Annotated in this window: 34 protein-coding genes; 33 read left to right on the top strand and 1 reads right to left on the bottom strand. The window is 68.0% G+C overall.

Annotation, left to right across the window (positions count from 1 at the left end; translation table 11 throughout):
* Positions 1-92 precede the first annotated feature (92 nt).
* The 33 genes from MTS1_RS11550 (at position 93) to MTS1_RS11710 (ending at position 19,290) form a co-directional block, all read left to right on the top strand.
* A complete protein-coding gene (locus tag MTS1_RS11550; protein WP_023954031.1) occupies positions 93-308 on the top strand; it encodes an Rv0909 family putative TA system antitoxin in 216 nt (71 codons plus the stop codon).
* 178 nt (positions 309-486) lie between these two features.
* Entirely contained in the window at positions 487-1,443 is a 957-nt protein-coding gene (locus MTS1_RS11555) for a hypothetical protein (RefSeq protein WP_023954033.1), read from the top strand.
* Positions 1,444-1,920: 477 nt separating this feature from the next.
* The gene (rpsJ, locus tag MTS1_RS11560; RefSeq protein WP_017201594.1) at positions 1,921-2,229 is read left to right on the top strand and encodes a 30S ribosomal protein S10; all 309 of its coding nucleotides are present in this window, start codon (positions 1,921-1,923) and stop codon (positions 2,227-2,229) included.
* Between the two features lie 8 nt (positions 2,230-2,237).
* Positions 2,238-2,897 carry a 50S ribosomal protein L3 gene (gene rplC / locus MTS1_RS11565; RefSeq protein ID WP_023954036.1) on the top strand — a complete coding sequence of 220 codons (660 nt, stop codon included), beginning with the start codon at positions 2,238-2,240 and terminating at the stop codon, positions 2,895-2,897.
* Between the two features lie 2 nt (positions 2,898-2,899).
* Positions 2,900-3,562, top strand: a complete 663-nt coding sequence (gene rplD / locus MTS1_RS11570) for a 50S ribosomal protein L4 (protein ID WP_023954038.1) — start codon at positions 2,900-2,902, stop codon at positions 3,560-3,562.
* Positions 3,559-3,858 (top strand): 50S ribosomal protein L23, encoded by a 300-nt coding sequence (rplW, locus tag MTS1_RS11575; RefSeq protein WP_023954040.1) that lies wholly within the window; start codon positions 3,559-3,561, stop codon positions 3,856-3,858. Before rplD ends, rplW begins: the two co-directional genes overlap by 4 nt.
* A 24-nt stretch (positions 3,859-3,882) precedes the next feature.
* Complete coding sequence (gene rplB / locus MTS1_RS11580) at positions 3,883-4,722, top strand: 50S ribosomal protein L2 (RefSeq protein WP_023954042.1); 840 nt, start codon at positions 3,883-3,885, stop codon at positions 4,720-4,722.
* A 12-nt stretch (positions 4,723-4,734) separates the two neighbouring features.
* Positions 4,735-5,016: a 30S ribosomal protein S19 gene (gene rpsS / locus MTS1_RS11585; protein WP_023954043.1), complete on the top strand. Its 282-nt coding sequence runs from the start codon at positions 4,735-4,737 to the stop codon at positions 5,014-5,016.
* Between the two features lie 38 nt (positions 5,017-5,054).
* Entirely contained in the window at positions 5,055-5,453 is a 399-nt protein-coding gene (rplV, locus tag MTS1_RS11590; RefSeq protein ID WP_036304774.1) for a 50S ribosomal protein L22, read from the top strand.
* Positions 5,453-6,211, top strand: coding sequence for a 30S ribosomal protein S3 (gene rpsC / locus MTS1_RS11595; RefSeq protein WP_023954045.1), 759 nt, complete (start codon positions 5,453-5,455; stop codon positions 6,209-6,211). The genes rplV and rpsC overlap by 1 nt, the downstream gene beginning before the upstream one ends.
* Positions 6,211-6,630: a 50S ribosomal protein L16 gene (rplP, locus tag MTS1_RS11600; protein ID WP_023954047.1), complete on the top strand. Its 420-nt coding sequence runs from the start codon at positions 6,211-6,213 to the stop codon at positions 6,628-6,630. Before rpsC ends, rplP begins: the two co-directional genes overlap by 1 nt.
* Positions 6,630-6,938, top strand: a complete 309-nt coding sequence (gene rpmC, locus MTS1_RS11605) for a 50S ribosomal protein L29 (protein ID WP_023954048.1) — start codon at positions 6,630-6,632, stop codon at positions 6,936-6,938. The genes rplP and rpmC overlap by 1 nt, the downstream gene beginning before the upstream one ends.
* Entirely contained in the window at positions 6,938-7,267 is a 330-nt protein-coding gene (rpsQ, locus tag MTS1_RS11610; RefSeq protein WP_023954049.1) for a 30S ribosomal protein S17, read from the top strand. Before rpmC ends, rpsQ begins: the two co-directional genes overlap by 1 nt.
* Positions 7,268-7,271: 4 nt before the next feature.
* A complete protein-coding gene (rplN, locus tag MTS1_RS11615) occupies positions 7,272-7,640 on the top strand; it encodes a 50S ribosomal protein L14 (protein WP_023954050.1) in 369 nt (122 codons plus the stop codon).
* Positions 7,641-7,642: 2 nt separating this feature from the next.
* Entirely contained in the window at positions 7,643-8,002 is a 360-nt protein-coding gene (gene rplX, locus MTS1_RS11620; protein WP_023954051.1) for a 50S ribosomal protein L24, read from the top strand.
* Between the two features lie 2 nt (positions 8,003-8,004).
* Positions 8,005-8,595: a 50S ribosomal protein L5 gene (gene rplE / locus MTS1_RS11625; protein WP_023954052.1), complete on the top strand. Its 591-nt coding sequence runs from the start codon at positions 8,005-8,007 to the stop codon at positions 8,593-8,595.
* A 133-nt stretch (positions 8,596-8,728) separates the two neighbouring features.
* Complete coding sequence (gene rpsH / locus MTS1_RS11630; RefSeq protein ID WP_023954054.1) at positions 8,729-9,127, top strand: 30S ribosomal protein S8; 399 nt, start codon at positions 8,729-8,731, stop codon at positions 9,125-9,127.
* A 4-nt stretch (positions 9,128-9,131) separates the two neighbouring features.
* Positions 9,132-9,668, top strand: coding sequence for a 50S ribosomal protein L6 (gene rplF, locus MTS1_RS11635; protein ID WP_023954056.1), 537 nt, complete (start codon positions 9,132-9,134; stop codon positions 9,666-9,668).
* A gap of 2 nt (positions 9,669-9,670) precedes the next feature.
* Positions 9,671-10,030, top strand: coding sequence for a 50S ribosomal protein L18 (gene rplR / locus MTS1_RS11640; protein WP_023954058.1), 360 nt, complete (start codon positions 9,671-9,673; stop codon positions 10,028-10,030).
* Positions 10,027-10,725 (top strand): 30S ribosomal protein S5, encoded by a 699-nt coding sequence (gene rpsE / locus MTS1_RS11645; protein WP_023954060.1) that lies wholly within the window; start codon positions 10,027-10,029, stop codon positions 10,723-10,725. Before rplR ends, rpsE begins: the two co-directional genes overlap by 4 nt.
* Positions 10,725-10,910 carry a 50S ribosomal protein L30 gene (gene rpmD / locus MTS1_RS16715; RefSeq protein WP_023954062.1) on the top strand — a complete coding sequence of 62 codons (186 nt, stop codon included), beginning with the start codon at positions 10,725-10,727 and terminating at the stop codon, positions 10,908-10,910. The genes rpsE and rpmD overlap by 1 nt, the downstream gene beginning before the upstream one ends.
* Positions 10,910-11,401, top strand: coding sequence for a 50S ribosomal protein L15 (gene rplO / locus MTS1_RS11655; protein WP_023954063.1), 492 nt, complete (start codon positions 10,910-10,912; stop codon positions 11,399-11,401). Before rpmD ends, rplO begins: the two co-directional genes overlap by 1 nt.
* Before the next feature lie 131 nt (positions 11,402-11,532).
* Positions 11,533-12,858, top strand: coding sequence for a preprotein translocase subunit SecY (gene secY, locus MTS1_RS11660; RefSeq protein ID WP_023954067.1), 1,326 nt, complete (start codon positions 11,533-11,535; stop codon positions 12,856-12,858).
* Positions 12,855-13,442, top strand: coding sequence for an adenylate kinase (locus tag MTS1_RS11665; protein WP_023954070.1), 588 nt, complete (start codon positions 12,855-12,857; stop codon positions 13,440-13,442). Before secY ends, MTS1_RS11665 begins: the two co-directional genes overlap by 4 nt.
* Entirely contained in the window at positions 13,439-14,272 is an 834-nt protein-coding gene (gene map, locus MTS1_RS11670) for a type I methionyl aminopeptidase (protein WP_023954072.1), read from the top strand. Before MTS1_RS11665 ends, map begins: the two co-directional genes overlap by 4 nt.
* Positions 14,273-14,283: 11 nt before the next feature.
* The gene (locus tag MTS1_RS11675) at positions 14,284-14,970 is read left to right on the top strand and encodes a thioredoxin domain-containing protein (protein ID WP_023954074.1); all 687 of its coding nucleotides are present in this window, start codon (positions 14,284-14,286) and stop codon (positions 14,968-14,970) included.
* A gap of 156 nt (positions 14,971-15,126) precedes the next feature.
* Positions 15,127-15,348: a translation initiation factor IF-1 gene (infA, locus tag MTS1_RS11680; RefSeq protein ID WP_017201569.1), complete on the top strand. Its 222-nt coding sequence runs from the start codon at positions 15,127-15,129 to the stop codon at positions 15,346-15,348.
* Between the two features lie 76 nt (positions 15,349-15,424).
* A complete protein-coding gene (rpmJ, locus tag MTS1_RS11685) occupies positions 15,425-15,541 on the top strand; it encodes a 50S ribosomal protein L36 (RefSeq protein WP_005050492.1) in 117 nt (38 codons plus the stop codon).
* A gap of 156 nt (positions 15,542-15,697) precedes the next feature.
* Positions 15,698-16,072: a 30S ribosomal protein S13 gene (gene rpsM / locus MTS1_RS11690; protein ID WP_023954076.1), complete on the top strand. Its 375-nt coding sequence runs from the start codon at positions 15,698-15,700 to the stop codon at positions 16,070-16,072.
* A gap of 34 nt (positions 16,073-16,106) precedes the next feature.
* Positions 16,107-16,505 carry a 30S ribosomal protein S11 gene (gene rpsK / locus MTS1_RS11695; protein WP_023954078.1) on the top strand — a complete coding sequence of 133 codons (399 nt, stop codon included), beginning with the start codon at positions 16,107-16,109 and terminating at the stop codon, positions 16,503-16,505.
* A gap of 122 nt (positions 16,506-16,627) precedes the next feature.
* On the top strand, positions 16,628-17,617 hold the full coding sequence (locus MTS1_RS11700) for a DNA-directed RNA polymerase subunit alpha (RefSeq protein ID WP_023954080.1): 990 nt from the start codon (positions 16,628-16,630) through the stop codon (positions 17,615-17,617).
* A 29-nt stretch (positions 17,618-17,646) separates the two neighbouring features.
* The gene (gene rplQ / locus MTS1_RS11705) at positions 17,647-18,216 is read left to right on the top strand and encodes a 50S ribosomal protein L17 (protein ID WP_023954082.1); all 570 of its coding nucleotides are present in this window, start codon (positions 17,647-17,649) and stop codon (positions 18,214-18,216) included.
* A 72-nt stretch (positions 18,217-18,288) separates the two neighbouring features.
* Positions 18,289-19,290 carry a GNAT family N-acetyltransferase gene (locus MTS1_RS11710; protein WP_052007674.1) on the top strand — a complete coding sequence of 334 codons (1,002 nt, stop codon included), beginning with the start codon at positions 18,289-18,291 and terminating at the stop codon, positions 19,288-19,290.
* A gap of 21 nt (positions 19,291-19,311) precedes the next feature.
* Here the strand turns inward: MTS1_RS11710 and MTS1_RS11715 are convergent, their stop codons facing one another.
* Positions 19,312-21,186 (bottom strand): acyltransferase family protein, encoded by a 1,875-nt coding sequence (locus MTS1_RS11715; protein ID WP_052007675.1) that lies wholly within the window; start codon positions 21,184-21,186, stop codon positions 19,312-19,314.
* Between the last annotated feature and the right edge of the window lie 7 nt (positions 21,187-21,193).

The raw sequence follows: 21,193 nt of genomic DNA on the forward strand, positions 1-21,193 counted from the left end.
GGTTTCGTCGTTCCGGCGTCTGCGCAACCTGTTGACGTCGCGGCGGCGGGCGCGCTGTCATAGCGGTACATCGACCCGACGAAAGGACGATCATGGGCGTCGACGACATCATCAACAAAGGCAAGCAGATGTTCGAGCAGAACCGAGACAAGATCGAGGAGGCGCTCAAGAGCGAGAAGGCCGAAGAGGTCAGCGACAAATTCCTTCAGGGTGCGGCGGACGCCGTGAAGAAGGTCGTTCCCGAGCAGCATCACGGCAAGGTCGACGAGGTCCGCGAGAACGTCGACAAGAACATCGGCAACCAGTAGCCCGCGCCGAGAACGCACCCTCTCCGCGAGAGCGCACCGTGAATGGTGCGTCGTCGCGGAGAGGGTGCGTTCTCGCGTTGACGGTGGGGATTCCTCCCCCGGGAAGCGGGGCGCCGGCGAGTCCACGGGGAGTCGGGCGCGGGGGGATGCGGGGCGGCGCCGGGGGCACCGTGGGGGAGTGACCGAGCGCGACGAACTGATCCTGCGGGGCGATGCACATGTGCGCGGCGAGACCGCGGCCCTCGACCGTGCCGTCCGGGCGGGAGAGCTCGTGCGCGTGCGGCGGGGCGTCTATATTGCGGCGACGCGCTGGGCCGCCGCGCGGCCGGAGGAGCGGATGCGGCTGCGCGCGCACGCCCTCGCCGCGGTGGCGATTCGTGAACCGGTGTTCTCGCATGCGACCGCGGCCGCTCTCCACGGGCTACCCGTCCATCGCGGTGATGACGGCCGGGTCCACACCCTCGAGCTCGGGACCGCGCCCGCGCCGAGCCGCAGCGACGTCGTGCGCCACCGGCACGAGGTCGCGGGTGCCGATGTCTCGCACATCGGGGGGCTTCAGGCGACGAGCATCGCGCGCACGCTGTTCGATGTGCTCTGTGCCGAGAATGCCGAGACCGCGACGGCGGCGATGGACGCGGCGCTGCGAGCGGCGGCGTGGCGCGGGCAGGGCGCATACGACCCTGCCGCCGCCGCGGCGCTCGCCACTGACGTGACCGCCCGCATGGAGCAGTCGCCCGGGGCCCGCGGCATCCGTCGTGCGCGCTTGGTCGCCTCGATCGCCGACGGCCGGGCGCAGCTGCCCGGTGAGAGCATCAGCCGCCTGTGGATGCGGCAGCTCGGCGCCGCGGAACCGGTGTTGCAGCATCCTGTCGCGCTCGGTGGCGGGCGGTGGGCGTTCCTCGACTTCGCGTGGCCGCGGTTGCGGCGCTTCGGCGAGTTCGACGGCGACGGCAAGTACCTCGATCCCGCTCTCGTCGCGGGCCGTTCGCCGCGCGACGTGCTGCGCGCCCAGCGCGAGCGCGAGAGCCGCATCGTGGCGGCGACCGGCTGGACCCCGGTGCGCTGGGGCTGGGAGCGCCTCGCGTCGCGCCCGTCATTCGCCGCGTTCCTCCGCTCGCACGGCCTGCTGCGCTGAGTCGCAATCGTCCCGTGAGAGCGCACCATCGACGCGAGGGTGCACCATTGAAGGTGCGTGGTCGCGGGGAGGGTACTCGTTCGGCGGGCCCGCCCTCACGGCACGCGGCGCGACGCGGATATCGCGACACGCCCGGGTTTGCGACACGCCCGGGCGGCACGTAGACTATTCAGGTTCCACATTCCGATGGGTGCCAGCATCCCGGATCACTGTCACGAGAGTGCATAGGCGGCGCGCAGCGCAGAGTCCTAGGCCGCGGGCAGATGAACATCGAACCCCACACCGACCTGGAGACAGGATGCGCGCGTGCGCGCACGGTGCGGAACCGCGGGGAGACCCGCGGGTTTGACATCAGAACAGTGGTGCAGCATCACCGCCCCGGCGGTGAGAAGTGCCCGGCGCAGACCGCGCCACCGGGCGTCCAATGCGCTCGCGACCAGCGAGACGTAAGACGCGATAAAGAGAGTGAGCAGACAAATGGCGGGACAGAAGATCCGCATTCGCCTGAAGTCGTACGACCACGAGGTCATCGACACCTCGGCACGCAAGATCGTCGACACCGTGACCCGTGCGGGCGCGACTGTCGTCGGACCCGTGCCGCTGCCGACCGAGAAGAACGTCGTGTGCGTCATCCGGTCGCCCCACAAGTACAAGGACAGCCGCGAGCACTTCGAGATGCGCACCCACAAGCGTCTGATCGACATCGTCGACCCGACGCCCAAGGCTGTCGACTCGCTCATGCGACTCGACCTCCCGGCCGACGTCAACATCGAGATCAAGCTCTGAGGTTCGACATGGCTGACATCAACTCCAAGGTTTCCAAGGGCCTCCTCGGCACCAAGCTCGGCATGACCCAGGTCTGGAACGAGCAGGGCAAGCTCGTCCCCGTCACGGTCATCGAGATCGCGCCGAACGTGGTCACCCAGGTCCGTACGCCCGAGAAGGACGGCTACTCGGCCGTTCAGATCGCTGCCGGCCAGATCGACCCCCGCAAGGTCAACAAGCCCCTCACGGCCCACTTCGAGGCCGCCGGCGTGACCCCGCGTCGCCACCTCACCGAGGTGCGCACGGCGGATGCCGCTGACTACTCACTCGGTCAGGAGCTCACCGCCGGTGACACGTTCGAGGCCGGCCAGCTGGTCGACGTCGTCGGCACCAGCAAGGGCAAGGGCACCGCGGGTGTCATGAAGCGCCACAACTTCAAGGGCGTCTCGGCCTCGCACGGTGCGCACCGCAACCACCGCAAGCCCGGTTCCATCGGTGCCTCGTCGACGCCCAGCCGCGTCTTCAAGGGCATGCGCATGGCCGGCCGCATGGGTGGCGAGCGCGTGACCGTCCTCAACCTCACGGTGCACGCCGTCGACGCCGAGAAGGGTCTGCTGCTCGTCAAGGGCGCCGTCCCCGGTGCACGCGGCCGCATCGTCTACGTCCGCAACGCTGTGAAGGGTGCCTGATCATGGCTGACTCGACTCTCGCGCTCGACGTCCGGAGCGCTTCCGGCAAGAAGGCCGGCTCCGTGGAGCTGCCCGCCGCGCTCTTCGACGTCAAGACCAACGTTCCCCTCATCCACCAGGTCGTCGTCGCGCAGCTCGCGGCGGCTCGCCAGGGCACTCACTCGACCAAGCGTCGCGGTGAGGTCTCGGGCGCCGGCCGCAAGCCCTTCAAGCAGAAGGGCACGGGTAACGCCCGTCAGGGCTCGATCCGCGCGCCGCACATGACCGGTGGTGGCATCGTGCACGGCCCCAAGCCGCGCAACTACTCGCAGCGCACCCCCAAGAAGATGGTCGCCGCCGCACTCCTCGGAGCGCTCAGCGACCGTGCTCGCGGCCAGCGTCTGCACATCGTCGACTCGTTCGGTGTCGAGGGCACGCCCTCGACCAAGGCTGCTGCGGCGGTTCTGACCGGCCTCGGCGCCACGAAGAACGTCCTCGTGGTCATCGAGCGCGGTGACGAGATCACCGTCAAGAGCGTGCGCAACCTCGCGTACGTCCACGTGCTGACGTTCGACCAGCTCAACGCCTACGACGTGCTCGTCTCGGACGACCTCGTCTTCACCAAGGCCGCCTACGACGCGTTCGTCGCGTCCAAGGCCGGCGCCACCGAGGAGGTCTCGGCATGACCGCCGTCAACAAGGACCCGCGCGACATCATCCTGAAGCCGGTCGTCTCCGAGAAGAGCTACGGGCTCATCGACGAGGGCAAGTACACGTTCCTCGTGGACCCCCGTGCGTCGAAGACCGAGATCAAGCTCGCGATCGAGAAGATCTTCGGCGTCAAGGTCGCAGCGGTCAACACGCTCAACCGCGCGGGCAAGTCCCGTCGCACCCGCTTCGGCACCGGCAAGCGCAAGGACACCAAGCGCGCCATCGTCACCCTGAAGTCGGGCACCATCGACATCTTCACGGCAGTCGGCTGACGGTCGGGATAGAGGACAACGAACATGGCTATTCGCAAGTACAAGCCCACGACCCCGGGTCGCCGCGGTTCGTCGGTGGCCGACTTCGCCGAGATCACCCGATCGACGCCCGAGAAGTCGCTCCTCCGCCCGATCGCCAAGACCGGTGGCCGTAACAACCAGGGCCGCATCACGACGCGTCACATCGGTGGTGGCCACAAGCGCCAGTACCGCGTGATCGACTTCCGTCGCAACGACAAGGACGGCGTCAACGCCAAGGTCGCTCACATCGAGTACGACCCCAACCGCACCGCGCGCATCGCGCTGCTGCACTACTTCGACGGCGAGAAGCGCTACATCATCGCCCCGAACAAGCTCCAGCAGGGCGACATCGTCGAGTCGGGTGCCGGCGCCGACATCAAGCCCGGCAACAACCTGCCGCTGCGCAACATCCCGACCGGTACGGTCATCCACGCCATCGAGCTCCGCCCCGGCGGCGGCGCGAAGATGGCCCGCTCGGCCGGCGCCAGCGTGCGTCTGGTCGCGAAGGACGGCCCCTACGCCCAGCTGCGTCTGCCCTCGGGCGAGATCCGCAACGTCGATGCGCGCTGCCGCGCGACCATCGGCGAGGTCGGCAACGCCGAGCAGTCGAACATCAACTGGGGCAAGGCCGGCCGCAAGCGCTGGAAGGGCGTTCGCCCGACGGTTCGTGGTGTCGCCATGAACCCGGTCGACCACCCGCACGGTGGTGGTGAGGGCAAGACGTCCGGTGGACGTCACCCCGTCACTCCCTGGGGCCAGGCTGAGGGTCGCACCCGCCACCCCAACAAGGAGAGCGACAAGTACATCGTCCGCCGTCGCAACGCCGGCAAGAAGCGCAAGTAGGAGTAGAGGAAGATGCCTCGCAGCCTGAAGAAGGGCCCCTTCGTCGACGAGCACCTGCTTCGCAAGGTGGTCGCGCAGAACGAAGCCGGCTCCAAGAACGTCATCAAGACCTGGTCGCGCCGTTCGATGATCATCCCGGCCATGCTCGGCCACACGATCGCCGTGCACGACGGACGCAAGCACATCCCCGTGTTCGTGTCCGAGACCATGGTCGGCCACAAGCTGGGCGAATTCGCGCCCACCCGCACCTTCCGCGGCCACGTGAAGGACGACAAGAAGGGCCGCCGCCGCTGACGCGGGGGCAGTTCCAGAGAGGACAGAGGAGGAGAGACATGGTGGAATCCACCGCGCGCGTGAAGCACATCCGCGTGACCCCTCAGAAGGCTCGTCGTGTCGTCGCGCTCATCAAGGGCAAGCAGGCTCAGGAGGCACTCGCCATCCTGAAGTTCGCACCCCAGAGCGCCAGCGAGCCGATCTACAAGCTCGTCGCCTCGGCCGTCGCGAACGCTCGCGTCAAGGCCGACAAGGACAACGAGTTCCTGGACGATGCAGACCTGTACGTGAAGAACGCGTACGTCGACGAGGGCACGACGCTCAAGCGTTTCCAGCCCCGCGCCCAGGGTCGTGCCTTCCAGATCAAGAAGCGCACGAGCCACATCACGGTCGTGCTGTCGACGCCGGAGAACGCGGATGCCGCGGCCGCCGGTACGAGCAAGAAGGCGAGCAAGTAATGGGACAGAAAGTCAACCCGTACGGCTTCCGCCTCGGCATCACCACGGACCACGTGTCGCGTTGGTTCTCGGACTCGACCAAGCCGGGCCAGCGTTACGCCGACTACGTCGCCGAGGACATCAAGATCCGCCGTCTGCTGACCACGTCGCTCGACCGCGCCGGTGTCAGCAACATCGAGATCGAGCGCACCCGTGACCGCGTCCGCGTCGACATCCACACCGCCCGCCCGGGCATCGTGATCGGTCGCCGCGGCGCCGAGGCCGAGCGCATCCGCGCCGACCTCGAGAAGCTCACCGGCAAGCAGATCCAGCTCAACATCCTCGAGGTCAAGAACCCCGAGGCCGACGCCCAGCTCGTCGCGCAGGGCATCGCCGAGCAGCTCTCGGCTCGTGTGGCGTTCCGCCGCGCGATGCGCAAGGGTCTGCAGGGCGCTCAGCGCGCCGGCGCCAAGGGCATCCGGATCCAGGTCTCGGGCCGCCTCGGCGGCGCGGAGATGAGCCGCTCGGAGTTCTACCGCGAGGGCCGCGTGCCCCTGCACACGCTCCGCGCGAACATCGACTACGGCTTCTACGAGGCCAAGACCACCTTCGGCCGCATCGGTGTGAAGGTCTGGATCTACAAGGGCGACCTGACGGCCAAGGAGCTCGCTCGCGAGCAGGCCAACGCGCCGAAGACCTCGCGCGGTCGCGACGACCGCGGTGACCGCCGTCGCGGTCCCCGCAACGAGGCCCCCGTGGCAGAAGGAGCGTCGGCCTGATGCTTATCCCCCGTAAGGTCAAGTACCGCAAGCAGCACCACCCCAAGCGCGATGGCCAGGCCACCGGCGGCACGAAGGTCTCCTTCGGCGAGTTCGGCATCCAGGCACTCACGCCCGCTTACGTGACCAACCGTCAGATCGAGTCCGCTCGTATCGCCATGACGCGTCACATCAAGCGTGGCGGCAAGGTGTGGATCAACGTCTACCCCGACCGTCCGCTCACCAAGAAGCCCGCCGAAACCCGCATGGGTTCGGGTAAGGGCTCGCCGGAGTGGTGGGTCGCCAACGTCAAGCCGGGTCGCGTCCTCTTCGAGGTCGCCGGAGTCAACGAGGAGCTCGCTCGCGAGGCCCTGACCCGTGCCATTCACAAGCTGCCGCTGAAGGCACGCATCATCAAGCGCGAGGAGGGCGACGCGTAATGGCTGTCGGCACCAAGACGCTCGCCCCGAGCGAGCTCGACACGTTCGAAGACCAGCGCCTCGTCGAGGAGCTGCGCAAGGCCAAGGAAGAGCTGTTCAACCTGCGCTTCCAGTCGGCCACCGGCCAGCTCGAGAGCCACGGCCGCATCCGTGCGGTCAAGCGCGACATCGCGCGGCTCTACACGGTGATCCGCGAGCGCGAGCTCGGCATCCGTGCCACGCCCGTCGCGGAGGCGCCGAAGGCGAAGAAGACCAAGGCCAAGAAGGCGGATGACGCCACCGAGGCCGCGAAGGAAGAGACCGAGTAATGGCTACCGACAAGAACGCCGCTGAGGCTGTCGCCGAGGGCCACGAGCACGGCGAGCACGACGTCCGCGACCCGCAGGCCCGCGGTTACCGCAAGGCTCGTCGCGGCTATGTCGTGAGCGACAAGATGGACAAGACGATCGTCGTCGAGGTCGAGGACCGCGTGAAGCACCCGCTCTACGGCAAGGTCATCCGCCGCACGTCGAAGGTCAAGGCCCACGACGAGGCCAACACCGCCGGCATCGGCGACCTCGTCCTCATCAACGAGACTCGCCCGCTGAGCGCCACCAAGCGCTGGCGTCTGGTCGAGGTCCTCGAGAAGGCGAAGTGATCTCATGATTCAGACCGAATCCCGCCTCAAGGTCGCCGACAACACCGGCGCCAAGGAGCTGCTCACCATCCGCGTGCTCGGCGGCTCCGCCCGCCGGTACGCCGGACTGGGCGACATCATCGTCGCCACCGTCAAGGACGCGATCCCCGGTGGCAACGTCAAGAAGGGTGATGTCGTCAAGGCCGTCATCGTCCGCACCGTCAAGCAGACGCGCCGTCCCGACGGCTCGTACATCAAGTTCGACGAGAACGCCGCCGTCATCCTGAAGAACGACGGGGAGCCCCGCGGCACCCGCATCTTCGGACCGGTCGGTCGTGAGCTTCGCGACAAGAAGTTCATGAAGATCGTCTCGCTCGCCCCGGAGGTCATCTGATCATGGCGAACATCAAGAAGGGTGACCTGGTTCAGGTCATCACGGGCGCCAAGCCCGAGCGCGGCGGCGACCGTGGCAAGCAGGGCAAGGTCCTCGAGGTCCTCGTCGAGCAGAACCGCGTCATCGTCGAGGGCGTCAACTACGCCACCAAGCACACCCGCGTCGGCCAGACGCAGCGTGGCACCAAGACGGGTGGCATCGAGACCATCGAGGCCCCCATCCACATCTCGAACGTCCAGCTCGTGGACCCCGAGACGAAGAAGCCGACCCGCGTCGGTCACCGCGTCGAGGAGAAGACGAAGGACGGCGTGAAGCGCACCGTCCGCGTGCGTTACGCGAAGAAGAGCGGCAAGGACCTCTGAATATGAGCAGCACCACTGCCGCGGCGGCTGGCAAGATCCAGCCCCGCCTGAAGCAGAAGTACCAGAGCGAGATCAAGAAGGCTCTGCAGGACGAGTTCGGCTACGCCAACGTCATGCAGATCCCCGGTCTCGTGAAGGTCGTCGTGAACACCGGTGTCGGCGAGGCAGCTCGCGACAGCAAGGTGATCGACGGCGCCGTGGACGACCTGACGAAGATCACGGGTCAGAAGCCGATCGTCACGAAGGCCCGCAAGTCCATCGCGCAGTTCAAGCTGCGCGAGGGCCAGGCCATCGGCGCGCACGTCACCCTCCGCGGTGACCGTGCGTGGGAGTTCATCGACCGTCTCGTGAACCTCGCGCTGCCCCGCATCCGCGACTTCCGCGGTCTGTCGCCCAAGCAGTTCGACGGTCACGGCAACTACACCTTCGGTCTGCAGGAGCAGGCGGTCTTCCACGAGATCAACCAGGACCGGATCGACCGCGTCCGCGGTTTCGACATCACGATCGTCACCACGGCGAAGACGGATGACGAGGGACGCTCGCTGCTCCGCCAGCTGGGCTTCCCGTTCAAGTCGGACGACGCTCAGGCGTAATCCGGTACAATCGATCGTTCGGCCTCGGGGCATGCTCCGGGGCCGAACGACTGCACAACTGAATATGGACATTCATCGAAGGTCGCCTGTCGTGTAACGGCAGTCGAAACCTCATGATCGAAGGAACAAACCTATGACGATGACAGACCCGGTCGCAGATATGCTGACCCGTCTGCGCAACGCGAACTCGGCGCACCACGACTCCGTGTCGCTCCCGAGCTCGAAGCTCAAGACCAACATCGCCGAGATCCTCAAGCAGGAGGGCTACATCTCCAGCTGGGAGGTCACCGATGCCCGCGTCGGCCAGACCCTCACCATGACGCTGAAGTACGGCCCCAACCGCGAGCGGTCGATCGCCGGCATCAAGCGCGTCTCCAAGCCCGGTCTCCGCGTGTACGCGAAGTCGACCGAGCTGCCCACGGTCCTCGGTGGCCTGGGCGTCGCGATCCTGTCCACCTCCTCTGGCCTCCTCACGGACCGCCAGGCCGAGTCGAAGGGCGTCGGCGGGGAAGTCCTCGCCTACGTGTGGTGATCTGATGTCGCGTATTGGACGTCTTCCCATTGACATCCCTGCCGGTGTGACCGTCGAGGTCACCGGACAGGACGTCCTCGTCAAGGGCCCCAAGGGCGAGCTGCGACTGACGGTCGCCAAGCCCATCGAGGCCAAGGTCGAGGAGAACCAGGTTCTCGTCACCCGTCCGGACGACGAGCGCGAGTCGCGTGCCCTGCACGGCCTGACCCGCACCCTGATCAACAACAACATCATCGGCGTGACCCAGGGCTACACCAAGGGTCTCGAGGTCGTCGGAACCGGTTACCGCGTCGCTCAGAAGGGCTCGTCCGTCGAGTTCGCTCTCGGCTTCTCGCACCCCGTCACCGTCGAGGCGCCCGCCGGCATCACCCTGACCGTCGAAGGCAACAACAAGCTCACGGTCAGCGGCATCGACAAGCAGGCGGTCGGCGAGACCGCGGCCAACATCCGCAAGATCCGCAAGCCCGAGCCCTACAAGGGCAAGGGTGTGCGGTACGCGGGCGAGGTCGTCCGCCGCAAGGCCGGAAAGGCTGGTAAGTAAGCATGGCTGTGAAGAGCAAGTCCGACGCGCGTGCGCGTCGTCACGCCCGCCTTCGCAAGAAGATCGTGGGCACCGAGGCCCGGCCGCGCCTGGTCGTGACCCGCTCGGCCCGCCACGTCTTCGTGCAGCTCGTCGACGACGCCAAGGGCCACACCGTGGCTTCGGCGTCGACCCTCGAGGCCGACCTGCGCACGTTCGACGGTGACAAGACCGCCAAGGCCCGCAAGGTCGGCGAGCTCGTCGCCGAGCGTGCCAAGGCCGCCGGCGTCGCAGACGTCGTGTTCGACCGCGGTGGCAACCGCTACGCGGGCCGTGTCGCAGCGATCGCCGAAGGCGCTCGCGAGGGAGGTCTGAACCTGTGAGCGATGCAGTGACCAACAACAACGGAGAGAACCCTGTGACCGAACAGGCTACGACCGAGCAGGCCGCCGGCACCGCTCCCGTCGAGCGCGAGGCCCGCGAGCCCCGCCGCGGCAGCCGCGAGCGCAGCAACAACCGCGACCGCGGTTCGCGCGACGCCGACAAGAGCCAGTTCCTGGAGCGCGTCGTCACCATCAACCGCGTCTCGAAGGTCGTCAAGGGTGGTCGTCGCTTCAGCTTCACCGCTCTCGTCGTCGTCGGCGACGGCAACGGTCTGGTGGGCGTCGGCTACGGCAAGGCGCGTGAGGTCCCCCTCGCCATCTCGAAGGGTGTCGAAGAGGCCAAGCGCAACTTCTTCCGCGTCCCCCGCACCGGCTCGACCATCCCGCACCCCGTGCAGGGTGAGGCAGCCGCCGGCGTGGTGCTCCTGCGCCCCGCCGCCGCCGGTACCGGTGTTATCGCCGGTGGTCCCGTCCGCGCCGTGCTCGAGTGCGCCGGTATCCACGACGTCCTGTCGAAGTCGCTCGGCTCGTCGAACACGATCAACATCGTGCACGCGACCGTCGAGGCACTGAAGCAGCTCGAGGAGCCCCGTGCGGTCGCCGCACGCCGTGGCCTGGACTTCGACCAGGTCGCACCGGCTCGTCTCGTGCGCGCTGAGGCCGAGGCGAACGCCGCACAGAAGGTAGGTGCCTGATGGCCGCTCGACTGAAGGTCACCCAGGTCAAGTCCAAGGTGAGCGAGAAGCAGAACCAGCGCGACACGCTGCGTTCGCTGGGTCTCAAGCGGATCGGCGACTCGGTCGTCCGTCCCGACGACGCGCAGACGCGCGGATACGTCAAGACCGTCGCGCACCTCGTGAAGGTTGAGGAGATCGACTGATGGCTGAGAAGAAGGACGACAAGAAGGCGAAGGCCGAGACCACGGCCGCTCGCCCCGGTGTGCTGAAGGTGCACCACCTGCGTCCGGTCCCCGGGTCCAACACCGCGAAGACCCGTGTCGGTCGCGGTGAGGGCTCCAAGGGCAAGACGGCGGGCCGCGGTACCAAGGGTACGAAGGCTCGCTACCAGGTCAAGGTGGGCTTCGAGGGTGGCCAGATGCCGCTCCACATGCGCACCCCCAAGCTGCGCGGGTTCAAGAACCCGTTCCGCGTCGAGTACCAGGTCGTGAACCTGGACAAGCTCGCGGAGCTGTACCCGCAGGGCGGCGACGTCACCATCAGCGACCTCGTCGCCAAGGGTGCCGTCCGCAAGAACGAGAAGGTCAAGGTGCTCGGCACCGGCGACATCTCGGTGGCGCTGAACGTGTCGGTCGACAAGGTCTCGGGCTCTGCCGAGCAGAAGATCGTCGCAGCCGGCGGTTCCATCAAGTAATTCGCCAGCGAGGGCCGGAGTTCGCTCCGGCCCTCGCTTCGTCGTATCCGAGGCGCGCCTGTGAACGGCCTGGGATACCCTGGTTGACGGTGTCTTCCCGAGACGCCGCCCATCCCTTGGGAGGAATCCACTTGTTCAGCGCCATAGCGCGGGTCTTCCGCACTCCGGATCTCCGGCGGAAGATCGGCTTCACCCTGGCGATCATCGCCATCTACCGCCTGGGCGCGCACGTGCCGACGCCGTTCGTGAACTTCCCGAACGTGCAGAGTTGTCTCGATCAGAGCGGGACCGCCCAGGGCCTGCTCTCGCTCGTGAACCTGTTCTCGGGCGGTGCGCTGCTGCAGCTGTCGATCTTCGCGCTCGGCGTGATGCCCTACATCACCGCGACGATCATCGTGCAGTTGCTGCGCGTTGTCATCCCTCACTTCGAGACCCTCTACAAGGAGGGCCAGTCGGGCCAGGCGAAGCTCACGCAGTACACCCGCTACCTCACCATCGCGCTGGCTCTGCTGCAGTCCACGACGCTCGTGACGGTCGCACGCTCGGGTCAGCTGATCCCGGTGACCGGGGTCCCCGAGTGCGCGCAGCTGGTGACCTCGGAGGCCTGGTACGCCCAGCTCCTCATGATCATCACGATGACCGCCGGCACGGGCCTCATCATGTGGTTCGCCGAGCTCGTCACCGAGCGCGGCGTCGGCAACGGCATGTCGATCCTCATCTTCACCTCGATCGCGGCGACGTTCCCGGCGGCACTGTGGTCGATCGCGGTCGCCCGCGGCTTCGAGGTCTTCCTCCTCGTGCTGGCCGTCGGCATCGTCGTCGTGGCCCTCGTCGTCTTCGTCGAGCAGTCGCAGCGGCGGATCCCCGTTCAGTACGCCAAGCGGATGGTGGGACGTCGCACGTACGGCGGCACGAACACGTATATCCCGATCAAGGTCAACATGGCCGGTGTCGTCCCGGTCATCTTCGCCTCGTCGCTGCTGTACATCCCGGCGCTCATAGCGCAGTTCAACCAGAACCCGGATGCTGACGGCAACGTGCCCGGCTGGGTCGCGTGGATCCAGCAGTACTTCACGACCGGCGACCACCCGCTCTACATGGCGGTGTACTTCCTGCTGATCATCGGATTCACGTACTTCTACGTCGCGATCACGTTCAACCCGGTCGACGTCGCCGACAACATGAAGAAGTACGGCGGCTTCATCCCCGGCATCCGTGCCGGCCGGCCCACGGCGGAGTACCTCGACTACGTCCTCACCCGCATCACCGCCCCCGGCTCGATCTACCTGGGTCTCATCGCCCTGCTCCCGCTGATCGCGCTCGCGACGGTCGGTGCGAATCAGAACTTCCCGTTCGGCGGCGCATCGATCCTCATCATCGTGGGCGTCGGTCTCGAGACGGTGAAGCAGATCGACGCGCAGCTCCAGCAGCGTCACTACGAAGGGTTGCTGCGATGACGGCTGCACGTCTCCTGATCGTCGGGCCGCAGGGCTCGGGCAAGGGCACTCAGGGAGTGCGCATCGCCGAGGCGCTCGGCGTCCCCGCCGTCTCGACGGGCGACGTCTTCCGGGCGAACGTCAAAGAGGGCACCGAGCTCGGACAGCAGGTCAAGGCGATCATCGACGCCGGCGACCTGGTGCCCGACGAGCTGACGAGCGCGATCGTGCGCGACCGGCTCGCGCAGGATGACGCCGCCGGCGGGTTCCTGCTCGACGGTTACCCCCGGAACCTCGCGCAGGTGGCCGACCTCGACGCGTTCCTGGGTGGCCGCGGTGAGGAGCTGACGGGTGTCATCGAGCTCGTCGTGCCCCGAGAGGAGTCGATCGCGCGGCTGTCCAAGCGCGCCGCGGAGCAGGGCCGCGATGACGACAACGAGGAGTCCATCGCCAAGCGACTCTCGATCTACGAGAACGAGACCGCGCCGATCCTCGACGTGTTCCGCGAGCGCGGCATCGTCGACCAGATCGACGGCGTCGGCTCGCTCGACGAGATCACCGAGCGGATCACCGCGGCGCTGACCGCCCGCGGCATCACGGCGTGATCGGCCGCCGCTCCATCTACAAGTCGCCCGCTCAGCTGCAGGCGATGGTCGAGCCGGGCCTGATCACGGCCGCTGCGCTGCAGGCGGTGCGCGAGCACGTCGCGCCCGGCGTGACCACGCTCGAGCTCGACGCCATTGCGGCCGACGTGATCCGCTCGCGCGGCGCGGAGTCGAACTTCCAGCTCGTGCGCGGGTATCGCCACACGGTGTGCGCGTCGGTGAACGAGCAGGTCGTGCATGGGATCCCGGGCGCGCGCCCGCTCGAGCCCGGAGACATCCTGTCGATCGACGCCGGGGCGCAGTTCCGCGGCTGGAACGGCGACTCCGCGTTCACGATCGTCATCCCCGACCCGGACCGGCCGGAGCTGGTCGCGGCGCGGGAGCGGCTGTCGCAGGTCACCGAGGAGTCGCTGTGGGCGGGCATCGCCGCGATGGCGAACGCGAAGCGCATCGGCGAGATCGGCGACGCGATCCAGACCTCGATCGAGTCGTCCGGTGATGGCTACGGCATCCTGCGCGACTACGTCGGGCACGGCATCGGACGCAAGATGCACGAGGCGCCGTCGGTGTTCAACTACCGCGTCGCCGATCTCGGGCCCGAGGTGAAGCCGGGTCTCGTCCTCGCGATCGAGCCCATGGTCGTGGCCGGCTCGGAGGAGACCTTCACCGAGGACGACGACTGGACCGTGTCGACGATCGACGGCTCGGACGGCTCCCATTGGGAACATAGCGTCGCCGTGCATGATGGGGGCATCTGGGTTCTCACGGCGCCCGACGGTGGCGCCGCGGGGCTTGCTCCGTATGGAATCGTGCCGACGGAAATCGGCTGAGGAGAGAAGTGATGGCTGCTGCGGCGACGGGTAAGACCAACTGGTTCGCGATCTGGGTGTCGACGGCCGTGGTGGTCGTCGTGGCTCTCATCGTCGCGCTGGTCGTGTGGATGAACAACAGCGCGACCGACCCGGGCACCCCGCCGACGGGATCCGGCATCAACCAGGAGACCGGCGCCGTCGTGGTCGGTGAGGGATCGCAGACCCTCGACACGTACATCGACTTCATGTGCCCGATCTGCGGCCAGTTCGAGACGACGTACGGGCCCGAGATCCTCGACCTCGTGGCTGACGGCACGATCACGCTGAACATCCACCCCATCTCGATCCTCGACCGCTACTCGCAGGGCACGGAGTACTCGACCCGCGCGGCCAATGCGATGTACTGCGTCGCGGAGGCGGACCCCGACACGGCGGTGCCGTTCATGCAGGCGATGTTCGAACAGCAGCCCGCCGAGCAGTCGACGGGTCTGACCGACGATCAGATCCTCCAGATCGCCTCGGACGCCGGCGTGACCGGCATCGACTCGTGCGTCACGGATCGCACCTACGCCTCGTTCGTCACCGCGAAGACCAAGGAGACGCCGATCCAGCCCGGTGCCAGCGGTATCGGAACGCCGACGATCGCGGTCAACGGTGAGACGATCTCGAACAGCACCATCCCGGCACGCGGCTCGTTCGCCACGCTCTTCAACTGAGCGGGGGCGGGCGACGCGCCGTGCGAGATACGGCGAGTTGCCGGAGCGTGCGGTAGCGCGTATGCTTGCTCTTTGGTGCGTTGCGCCTCTCTTGGCGTGTCACCGAAAATCCCATCCAACGCAGACCGACCGGCCTGCACAACTGTAAGCGAGCGTATGGCGAAGAAAGACGGTGTCATCGAGATCGAGGGCGTGATCTCCGAGGCCCTGCCCAACGCGATGTTCCGCGTCGAGCTGAGCAACGGACACAAGGTCCTCGCAACGATCTCGGGCAAGATGCGGCAGAACTACATCCGCATCATCCCCGAAGACCGTGTGGTCGTGGAGCTCAGCCCCTACGACCTGACGCGCGGCCGCATCGTCTACCGCTACCGCTGAGCCCAGCGCACGCCGGTCGAGAAGTAACGCCCCGGAGCTCCTGCTCCGTCGGCGAAGACAGCGAATCAGGAACATCATGAAGGTCAACCCCTCCGTCAAGCCCATCTGCGACCACTGCAAGGTCATCCGTCGCCACGGTCGCGTCATGGTCATCTGCAAGTCGAACCCGCGTCACAAGCAGCGCCAGGGCTGATCGGATGCCGCGTCCGCGCGGCACCCGGTACGACGACAACTCAATACACCTCAGGCAGATCAGAACCCGTACGGCACCGCCGGCGGGGGACACCTCGGGACGAAGGCCCGAGCACCGATCCTGCTCCACACCTTCGATTACTCCTAGGAGAACCGCATGGCACGTCTTGCCGGCGTTGACATCCCGCGCGACAAGCGCGTGGTGATCGCCCTCACGTACATCTACGGCGTGGGCCGTACCCGTTCGAACGAGATCCTCGCTGCGACGGAGATCGACGAGAACATCCGCGTCAAGGACCTCACCGACGACCAGCTCGTCGCGCTCCGCGACTACATCGAGGGCAACTACAAGGTGGAGGGTGACCTGCGCCGCGAGGTCGCCGCCGACATCCGCCGCAAGGTCGAGATCGGTTCCTACGAGGGTCTGCGCCACCGCCGTGGCCTGCCCGTGCGCGGTCAGCGCACCAAGACCAACGCGCGTACGCGCAAGGGTCCCAAGCGCACCGTCGCCGGCAAGAAGAAGGCGCGCTAAGGCGCGGCCCCCACAGGTTTAGGAGAACACGCACATGGCACAGGCCAAGTCCGCAGCGCGCAAGCCGCGCCGCAAGGAGAAGAAGAACATCGCGCTGGGCCACGCCCACATCAAGTCGACGTTCAACAACACGATCGTCTCGATCACCGACCCGTCGGGCGCCGTCATCAGCTGGGCCTCCTCGGGTGGCGTCGGCTTCAAGGGCTCGCGCAAGTCGACCCCCTACGCCGCCGGCATGGCCGCCGAGTCCGCTGCGCGTCAGGCGCAGGAGCACGGCGTCAAGAAGGTCGACGTCTTCGTCAAGGGCCCCGGTTCGGGCCGTGAGACCGCGATCCGCTCGCTGACGGCCGCCGGCCTCGAGGTGGGGTCCATCCAGGACGTCACCCCCCAGGCCCACAACGGCTGCCGTCCCCCCAAGCGCCGCCGCGTCTGAGCTGACACGGATCCGGATGCCGCACGTCGCGGCATCCGGACTTCCGTCGTTTCCTTGAAAACTCAACACCTCACTGAATTGCACGTGTCATATAGCGGTCACGTGATCGAAAGGAACACATAGTGCTCATCGCACAGCGTCCCACTCTGACCGAGGAGAAGATCGGCGAGTTCCGCAGCCGGTTCGTCGTCGAGCCGCTCGAGCCCGGCTTCGGCTACACCATCGGCAACGCGCTGCGCCGCAGCCTGCTGTCGTCCATCCCGGGTGCCGCCGTCACCAGCATCCGCTTCGACGGTGTGCTGCACGAGTTCAGCACCATCCCGGGCGTGAAGGAGGATGTCACCGAGATCATCCTCAACATCAAGCAGCTGGTCGTCTCGTCCGAGCGCGACGAGCCCATCACGGCGTACCTGCGCAAGACCGGTGCCGGTGAGGTCACGGCCGCCGACATCTCGGCTCCGGCCGGTGTCGAGGTCCACAACCCCGACCTGGTCATCGCGACGCTCAACGACAGCGCGAAGTTCGAGCTCGAGCTCGTCATCGAGCGCGGTCGCGGCTACGTCTCGGCGACGCAGAACCGCAACGAGTACGCCGAGGCCGGTCAGATCCCGATCGACTCGATCTACTCGCCCGTGCTCAAGGTCAGCTACCGCGTCGAGGCGACTCGTGCCGGTGAGCGCACCGACTTCGACAAGCTCGTCCTCGACGTCGAGTCGAAGGCGTCCATCTCGCCGCGCGACGCCGTCGCATCGGCCGGTCGCACGCTCGTCGAGCTGTTCGGTCTCGCCCGCGAGCTGAACGTCGAGGCCGAGGGCATCGAGATCGGCCCCGCGCCGGTCGCCGAGGTCCTCACCAACGAGCTGTCGATGCCGATCGAGGACCTCGACCTGTCGGTCCGTTCGTACAACTGCCTCAAGCGCGAGGGCATCAACACGGTGTCCGAGCTGGTCGCCCTCTCGGAGACCCAACTCATGAACATCCGCAACTTCGGTCAGAAGTCGGTCGACGAGGTGCGCGACAAGCTCGTCTCCCTCGGCCTGTCGCTGAAGGACTCGGTTCCCGGGTTCGACGGTGCGCACTTCTACGGCGGATACGACGACGAGAACCTCTGAGCCCCCTTTTCTTCCTGGAGTAATCAAACATGCCTAAGCCCACCAAGGGTCCCCGCCTCGGAGGCGGCCCCGCACACGAGCGCCTGCTTCTCGCGAACCTCGCCGCGGCCCTGTTCACGCACAAGTCGATCACCACGACCGAGACCAAGGCCAAGCGCCTGCGTCCGTACGCCGAGCGCCTGGTCACCTTCGCCAAGCGCGGCGACCTGCACGCCCGCCGCCGCGTCGCGTCGGTCATCGGCGACAAGAGCGTCGTGCACGAGCTCTTCGCCGAGATCGCTCCGCTGGTCGCCGAGCGCGAGGGTGGCTACACCCGCATCACGAAGATCGGCAACCGCAAGGGCGACAACGCCCCCATGGCCGTCATCGAGCTCGTTCTCGAGCCGGTGAACCCGAAGCCGAAGTCCGCGAAGAAGTCGGCTGCCGCCGCTCCTGCCGCTGAGGCTCCGGTCGAGGAGGCTCCCGTCGAGGAGACCACCGAGGCTCCCGCCGACGACACGGCCGCCGACGCCGGCGCCGAGTCGCCGGAGGAGGGCGCAGCCGCCGAGGCTGCGGCCGAGGACGCCGCTGAGGCTCCCGCCGAGGACGACAAGAAGTAACCAGCGCATCGCGCCGACATCGGGCCCGCACTCTCTCCGGAGGGTGCGGGCCCGATGTGCGAGGCTGGAGAGGTGAACGAGCCGAACGCACCCTCCTGCCCCGCCGTAGCGCACTGGCGCACGGCGACCTCGGATGACATCGACGTCATCCACGGCGTCCTGGAGGCCGCCGACCGGGTAGACCACCCGACGTGGACGACGCCGCGGGAGGAGGTCGCCGAGACGTTCGAGCTGTCGCACATCGACCACTCTCGCGACACGATGATCGCGTTCGACGAGGCCGGCGAAGCCCTCGCGGTCGGCACCGTCACCCTGCATCCCTCGCGCGACGAGCATCTGCACATCTATCTCACCGGTGCGGTGCGGCCCGATCGGCGCGGGCGCGGGATCGGCACCGCGCTGTTGACGTGGCAGCACGCGCGCGCCGAGGAGCAGCTGCGCGAGGCGGTGGCAGCGGATGCCGCGGCCGCGAGCCGCCCCGCCGAGATCCAGGTGTACGCGTCGGAGAAGGACACGGCTCTCGAGCGCATCGCCGAGTCGCTCGGCTACCGCACCGAGCGCTGGTTCTCGACGATGCACCGTGATCTAACGCAGCCGATCGCCGACGTCGTCGCTCCTTCCGGCATCGAGCTGGTGCCGTTCTCGGCCGACCGGGCGGAGGACGCGCGCCTCGCGCGCAACGACGCGTTCCGCGATCACTGGGGGAGCCTCCCCAGTCCGCCCGAGCGGTGGCAGCAGTTCATCGGCGGCCCGTTCCTCCGGCCCGACCTGTGCACGCTCGCACTCGACGACGGGCGGATCGTCGCGTTCTGCCTCGCGTCCGTGAACGAGGGAGACTTCGACGTCCTCGGGCCGAACGCCTACATCGACCTCGTCGGGGTCGTCCGCTCGCACCGTCGGCGCGGCCTGGCCCCCGCCGTGATCTCGCGCTCGCTCGCGGCGATGCGCGACGCGGGGCTCGGCGTAGCAGTGCTCGACGTCGACACCGAGAGTCCGACCGGGGCGAACACGCTCTACGGCGGTCTCGGATTCACACCCTATGAGCGCGAGCGCGTGCTGGTGCGCCGGTACTGATCCGCGGTCGTCGATCCGCGATTACCGATCCTCGGCGCGCCCCAGGATCTCCAGCAGCGTCGTCCGCGTCTGATCCGCGGCCCACTGCGCCGTCGCGAGCTGGGTAGCGGCGCCGTCGACCGCACGCTTCACCGTGCGCGCGTAGAGGTCGCCGCCGGCCGCCTCGGGATGGATCTGATCACCCGCGAGCAGGTCGGTGTGGTCTGCGACGGCACCCGCCCAGTCGGCGACGGCCACCCGAGGGTGAGCGGCGGCGAAGGCGGTGAGGTCGCGGTTGACGCCGGGGATCCAGTCGCGCGGGCCGGCGGCGTTCACGAGAATGACGTAGCGCTCGGGTCCCGCCGCATCCGCGATGCGCTGCAGCGCCTCGGTCGAGACGGGGCCGTTCGTGCCGAGGCCGACCACGACGTACTCGCGCAGGGCGCCGGACGCCGCGAGGTCGTCGATGATGCGGACGCCCGCCCACAGCGACCGTGACACCTCGGCGTCGACCGCGATCCCCGGCATCGCTTGGAGCAGCCCGGGAGCGGAGGCGAGCATGACCGAGTCGCCGACGGCGCTCACGCGCGTACCGTCGACCGTCTGCGCGCCCGGCGCGGGGGCAGGCGTGGGATGCCGGTCGGCCTGCGCGAGGGCGTCGCGCCCGGCGTCGACCGCGCTCTGGCTCGTCGTCTCGCGCGGTGCCGCCGCGACCGCGGCCGTCGTTCCGCCGAGGGCGAGGGCCGCAGCCGTGGCGGCCGCCAGGGTCGCTGCCCGGCGAGACGGGCGCGATCGCAACCCGCGTCGCGCGATCGCGAAGGCGCCGCGGAACCCGTGACGCCGCACCGGCTGCTCGATCCACCGGTAGGACGCCGCCGCCAGCGCGACAGAGGCGATCGCGACGACCGTACCCGTGGCGACGGGGACGCCCGCCTCGGGGCCGGCGCCGCCGAGCTGGAACGACAGCAGGACGAGGAGCGGCCAGTGCCAGAGGTACACCGCGTACGACCGCTCGCCCAGCCAGCGCAGCGGTGCGACATCCAGCGCCCGGCCGAACCACGAGCCCGGCCACGCCGCGACCAGCAGCACGACGGCGGTGAGGAGCGACGCGGCGAGGCTCGAGGCCGGGAAGGTGATCGCCTCCCCACCGCCCGCGGCGGCCGCGGTGACGATCCCGGCGGTGGCGAGCGCTCCGACGACGACGCCCCAGACCGGGCCGACGCCGGCTACCGAAGAGCGGCGCACGACGAGACCGTGCAGCGCGAAGGCGACGGCGACACCGATGAGGAGCCCGAAGGCGTGCGTGTCGGTGCCGAAGTAGACCCGCGTGAGGTCGGCCCCCGCCGCGACGCACGCGGATGCCCACGCGGCCGACAGCGCCGCGAGGACGAGGGCGACCGCGGCGCGCGAGCGCCGGCCCGGAAGCAGCAGGAAGAGGGGCACCAGCAGCGGCCAGAGCAGATAGAACTGCTCCTCGACCGCGAGCGACCAGAGGTTCCGGAAGATCTCCGGGTCGGCCGCGGAGAAGTAGGTGCCGCCGTCGGCCATCGACACCCAGTTGTACGAGAAGGTCGCGGCTCCCAGGACCTGCAGGCCCATGTCGACCAGCACGTCGCCACCGACGAGCCAGGCGAGGGAGGCGCTGACGGTGACGACGGTCGCGAGCGCCGGGAGCAGGCGTCGCGCGCGCCGCGTCCAGAACCGCCGCAGCCGGATGCGCCCCTCGCGGGCGCTTTCGCGCAGGAGCAGCGTCGTGATGAGGAAGCCGGAGATGACGAAGAAGACGTCGACGCCGACGTAACCGCTGCGCAGGAAGGCCGCGGGGAACAGGTGGTAGACGACGACGAGCACCACGGCGACGGCGCGCAGGCCGTCGAGTCCCGCGATGCGGGCGCGCGGAGGAAGCGGAGAAGTCATCGGGCTG

The sequence above is a fragment of the Microbacterium sp. TS-1 genome (assembly GCF_000509385.1).
Taxonomy (GTDB): Bacteria; Actinomycetota; Actinomycetes; order Actinomycetales; family Microbacteriaceae; genus Microbacterium; species Microbacterium arborescens.

What these genes read in the sequence shown, in the direction of transcription:
- MTS1_RS11675 (WP_023954074.1), top strand. Translation starts at nt 14,284, where the DNA reads ATGGCTGCTGCGGCGACGGGTAAGACCAACTGGTTCGCGATCTGGGTG.
- rpsS (WP_023954043.1), top strand. Translation starts at nt 4,735, where the DNA reads ATGCCTCGCAGCCTGAAGAAGGGCCCCTTCGTCGACGAGCACCTGCTT.
- rplD (WP_023954038.1), top strand. Translation starts at nt 2,900, where the DNA reads ATGGCTGACTCGACTCTCGCGCTCGACGTCCGGAGCGCTTCCGGCAAG.
- rplE (WP_023954052.1), top strand. Translation starts at nt 8,005, where the DNA reads ATGAGCAGCACCACTGCCGCGGCGGCTGGCAAGATCCAGCCCCGCCTG.
- rpsH (WP_023954054.1), top strand. Translation starts at nt 8,729, where the DNA reads ATGACGATGACAGACCCGGTCGCAGATATGCTGACCCGTCTGCGCAAC.
- rplF (WP_023954056.1), top strand. Translation starts at nt 9,132, where the DNA reads ATGTCGCGTATTGGACGTCTTCCCATTGACATCCCTGCCGGTGTGACC.
- MTS1_RS11665 (WP_023954070.1), top strand. Translation starts at nt 12,855, where the DNA reads ATGACGGCTGCACGTCTCCTGATCGTCGGGCCGCAGGGCTCGGGCAAG.
- infA (WP_017201569.1), top strand. Translation starts at nt 15,127, where the DNA reads ATGGCGAAGAAAGACGGTGTCATCGAGATCGAGGGCGTGATCTCCGAG.
- rpmC (WP_023954048.1), top strand. Translation starts at nt 6,630, where the DNA reads ATGGCTGTCGGCACCAAGACGCTCGCCCCGAGCGAGCTCGACACGTTC.
- rplB (WP_023954042.1), top strand. Translation starts at nt 3,883, where the DNA reads ATGGCTATTCGCAAGTACAAGCCCACGACCCCGGGTCGCCGCGGTTCG.
- rpsC (WP_023954045.1), top strand. Translation starts at nt 5,453, where the DNA reads ATGGGACAGAAAGTCAACCCGTACGGCTTCCGCCTCGGCATCACCACG.
- rplR (WP_023954058.1), top strand. Translation starts at nt 9,671, where the DNA reads ATGGCTGTGAAGAGCAAGTCCGACGCGCGTGCGCGTCGTCACGCCCGC.
- MTS1_RS11550 (WP_023954031.1), top strand. Translation starts at nt 93, where the DNA reads ATGGGCGTCGACGACATCATCAACAAAGGCAAGCAGATGTTCGAGCAG.
- rpmD (WP_023954062.1), top strand. Translation starts at nt 10,725, where the DNA reads ATGGCCGCTCGACTGAAGGTCACCCAGGTCAAGTCCAAGGTGAGCGAG.
- rplV (WP_036304774.1), top strand. Translation starts at nt 5,055, where the DNA reads ATGGTGGAATCCACCGCGCGCGTGAAGCACATCCGCGTGACCCCTCAG.
- rpsJ (WP_017201594.1), top strand. Translation starts at nt 1,921, where the DNA reads ATGGCGGGACAGAAGATCCGCATTCGCCTGAAGTCGTACGACCACGAG.
- rplP (WP_023954047.1), top strand. Translation starts at nt 6,211, where the DNA reads ATGCTTATCCCCCGTAAGGTCAAGTACCGCAAGCAGCACCACCCCAAG.
- rplN (WP_023954050.1), top strand. Translation starts at nt 7,272, where the DNA reads ATGATTCAGACCGAATCCCGCCTCAAGGTCGCCGACAACACCGGCGCC.
- MTS1_RS11715 (WP_052007675.1), bottom strand. Translation starts at nt 21,186, where the DNA reads ATGACTTCTCCGCTTCCTCCGCGCGCCCGCATCGCGGGACTCGACGGC.
- rplX (WP_023954051.1), top strand. Translation starts at nt 7,643, where the DNA reads ATGGCGAACATCAAGAAGGGTGACCTGGTTCAGGTCATCACGGGCGCC.
- rplQ (WP_023954082.1), top strand. Translation starts at nt 17,647, where the DNA reads ATGCCTAAGCCCACCAAGGGTCCCCGCCTCGGAGGCGGCCCCGCACAC.
- rplC (WP_023954036.1), top strand. Translation starts at nt 2,238, where the DNA reads ATGGCTGACATCAACTCCAAGGTTTCCAAGGGCCTCCTCGGCACCAAG.
- rpsM (WP_023954076.1), top strand. Translation starts at nt 15,698, where the DNA reads ATGGCACGTCTTGCCGGCGTTGACATCCCGCGCGACAAGCGCGTGGTG.
- rplO (WP_023954063.1), top strand. Translation starts at nt 10,910, where the DNA reads ATGGCTGAGAAGAAGGACGACAAGAAGGCGAAGGCCGAGACCACGGCC.
- rpsK (WP_023954078.1), top strand. Translation starts at nt 16,107, where the DNA reads ATGGCACAGGCCAAGTCCGCAGCGCGCAAGCCGCGCCGCAAGGAGAAG.
- rpmJ (WP_005050492.1), top strand. Translation starts at nt 15,425, where the DNA reads ATGAAGGTCAACCCCTCCGTCAAGCCCATCTGCGACCACTGCAAGGTC.
- rpsQ (WP_023954049.1), top strand. Translation starts at nt 6,938, where the DNA reads ATGGCTACCGACAAGAACGCCGCTGAGGCTGTCGCCGAGGGCCACGAG.
- rplW (WP_023954040.1), top strand. Translation starts at nt 3,559, where the DNA reads ATGACCGCCGTCAACAAGGACCCGCGCGACATCATCCTGAAGCCGGTC.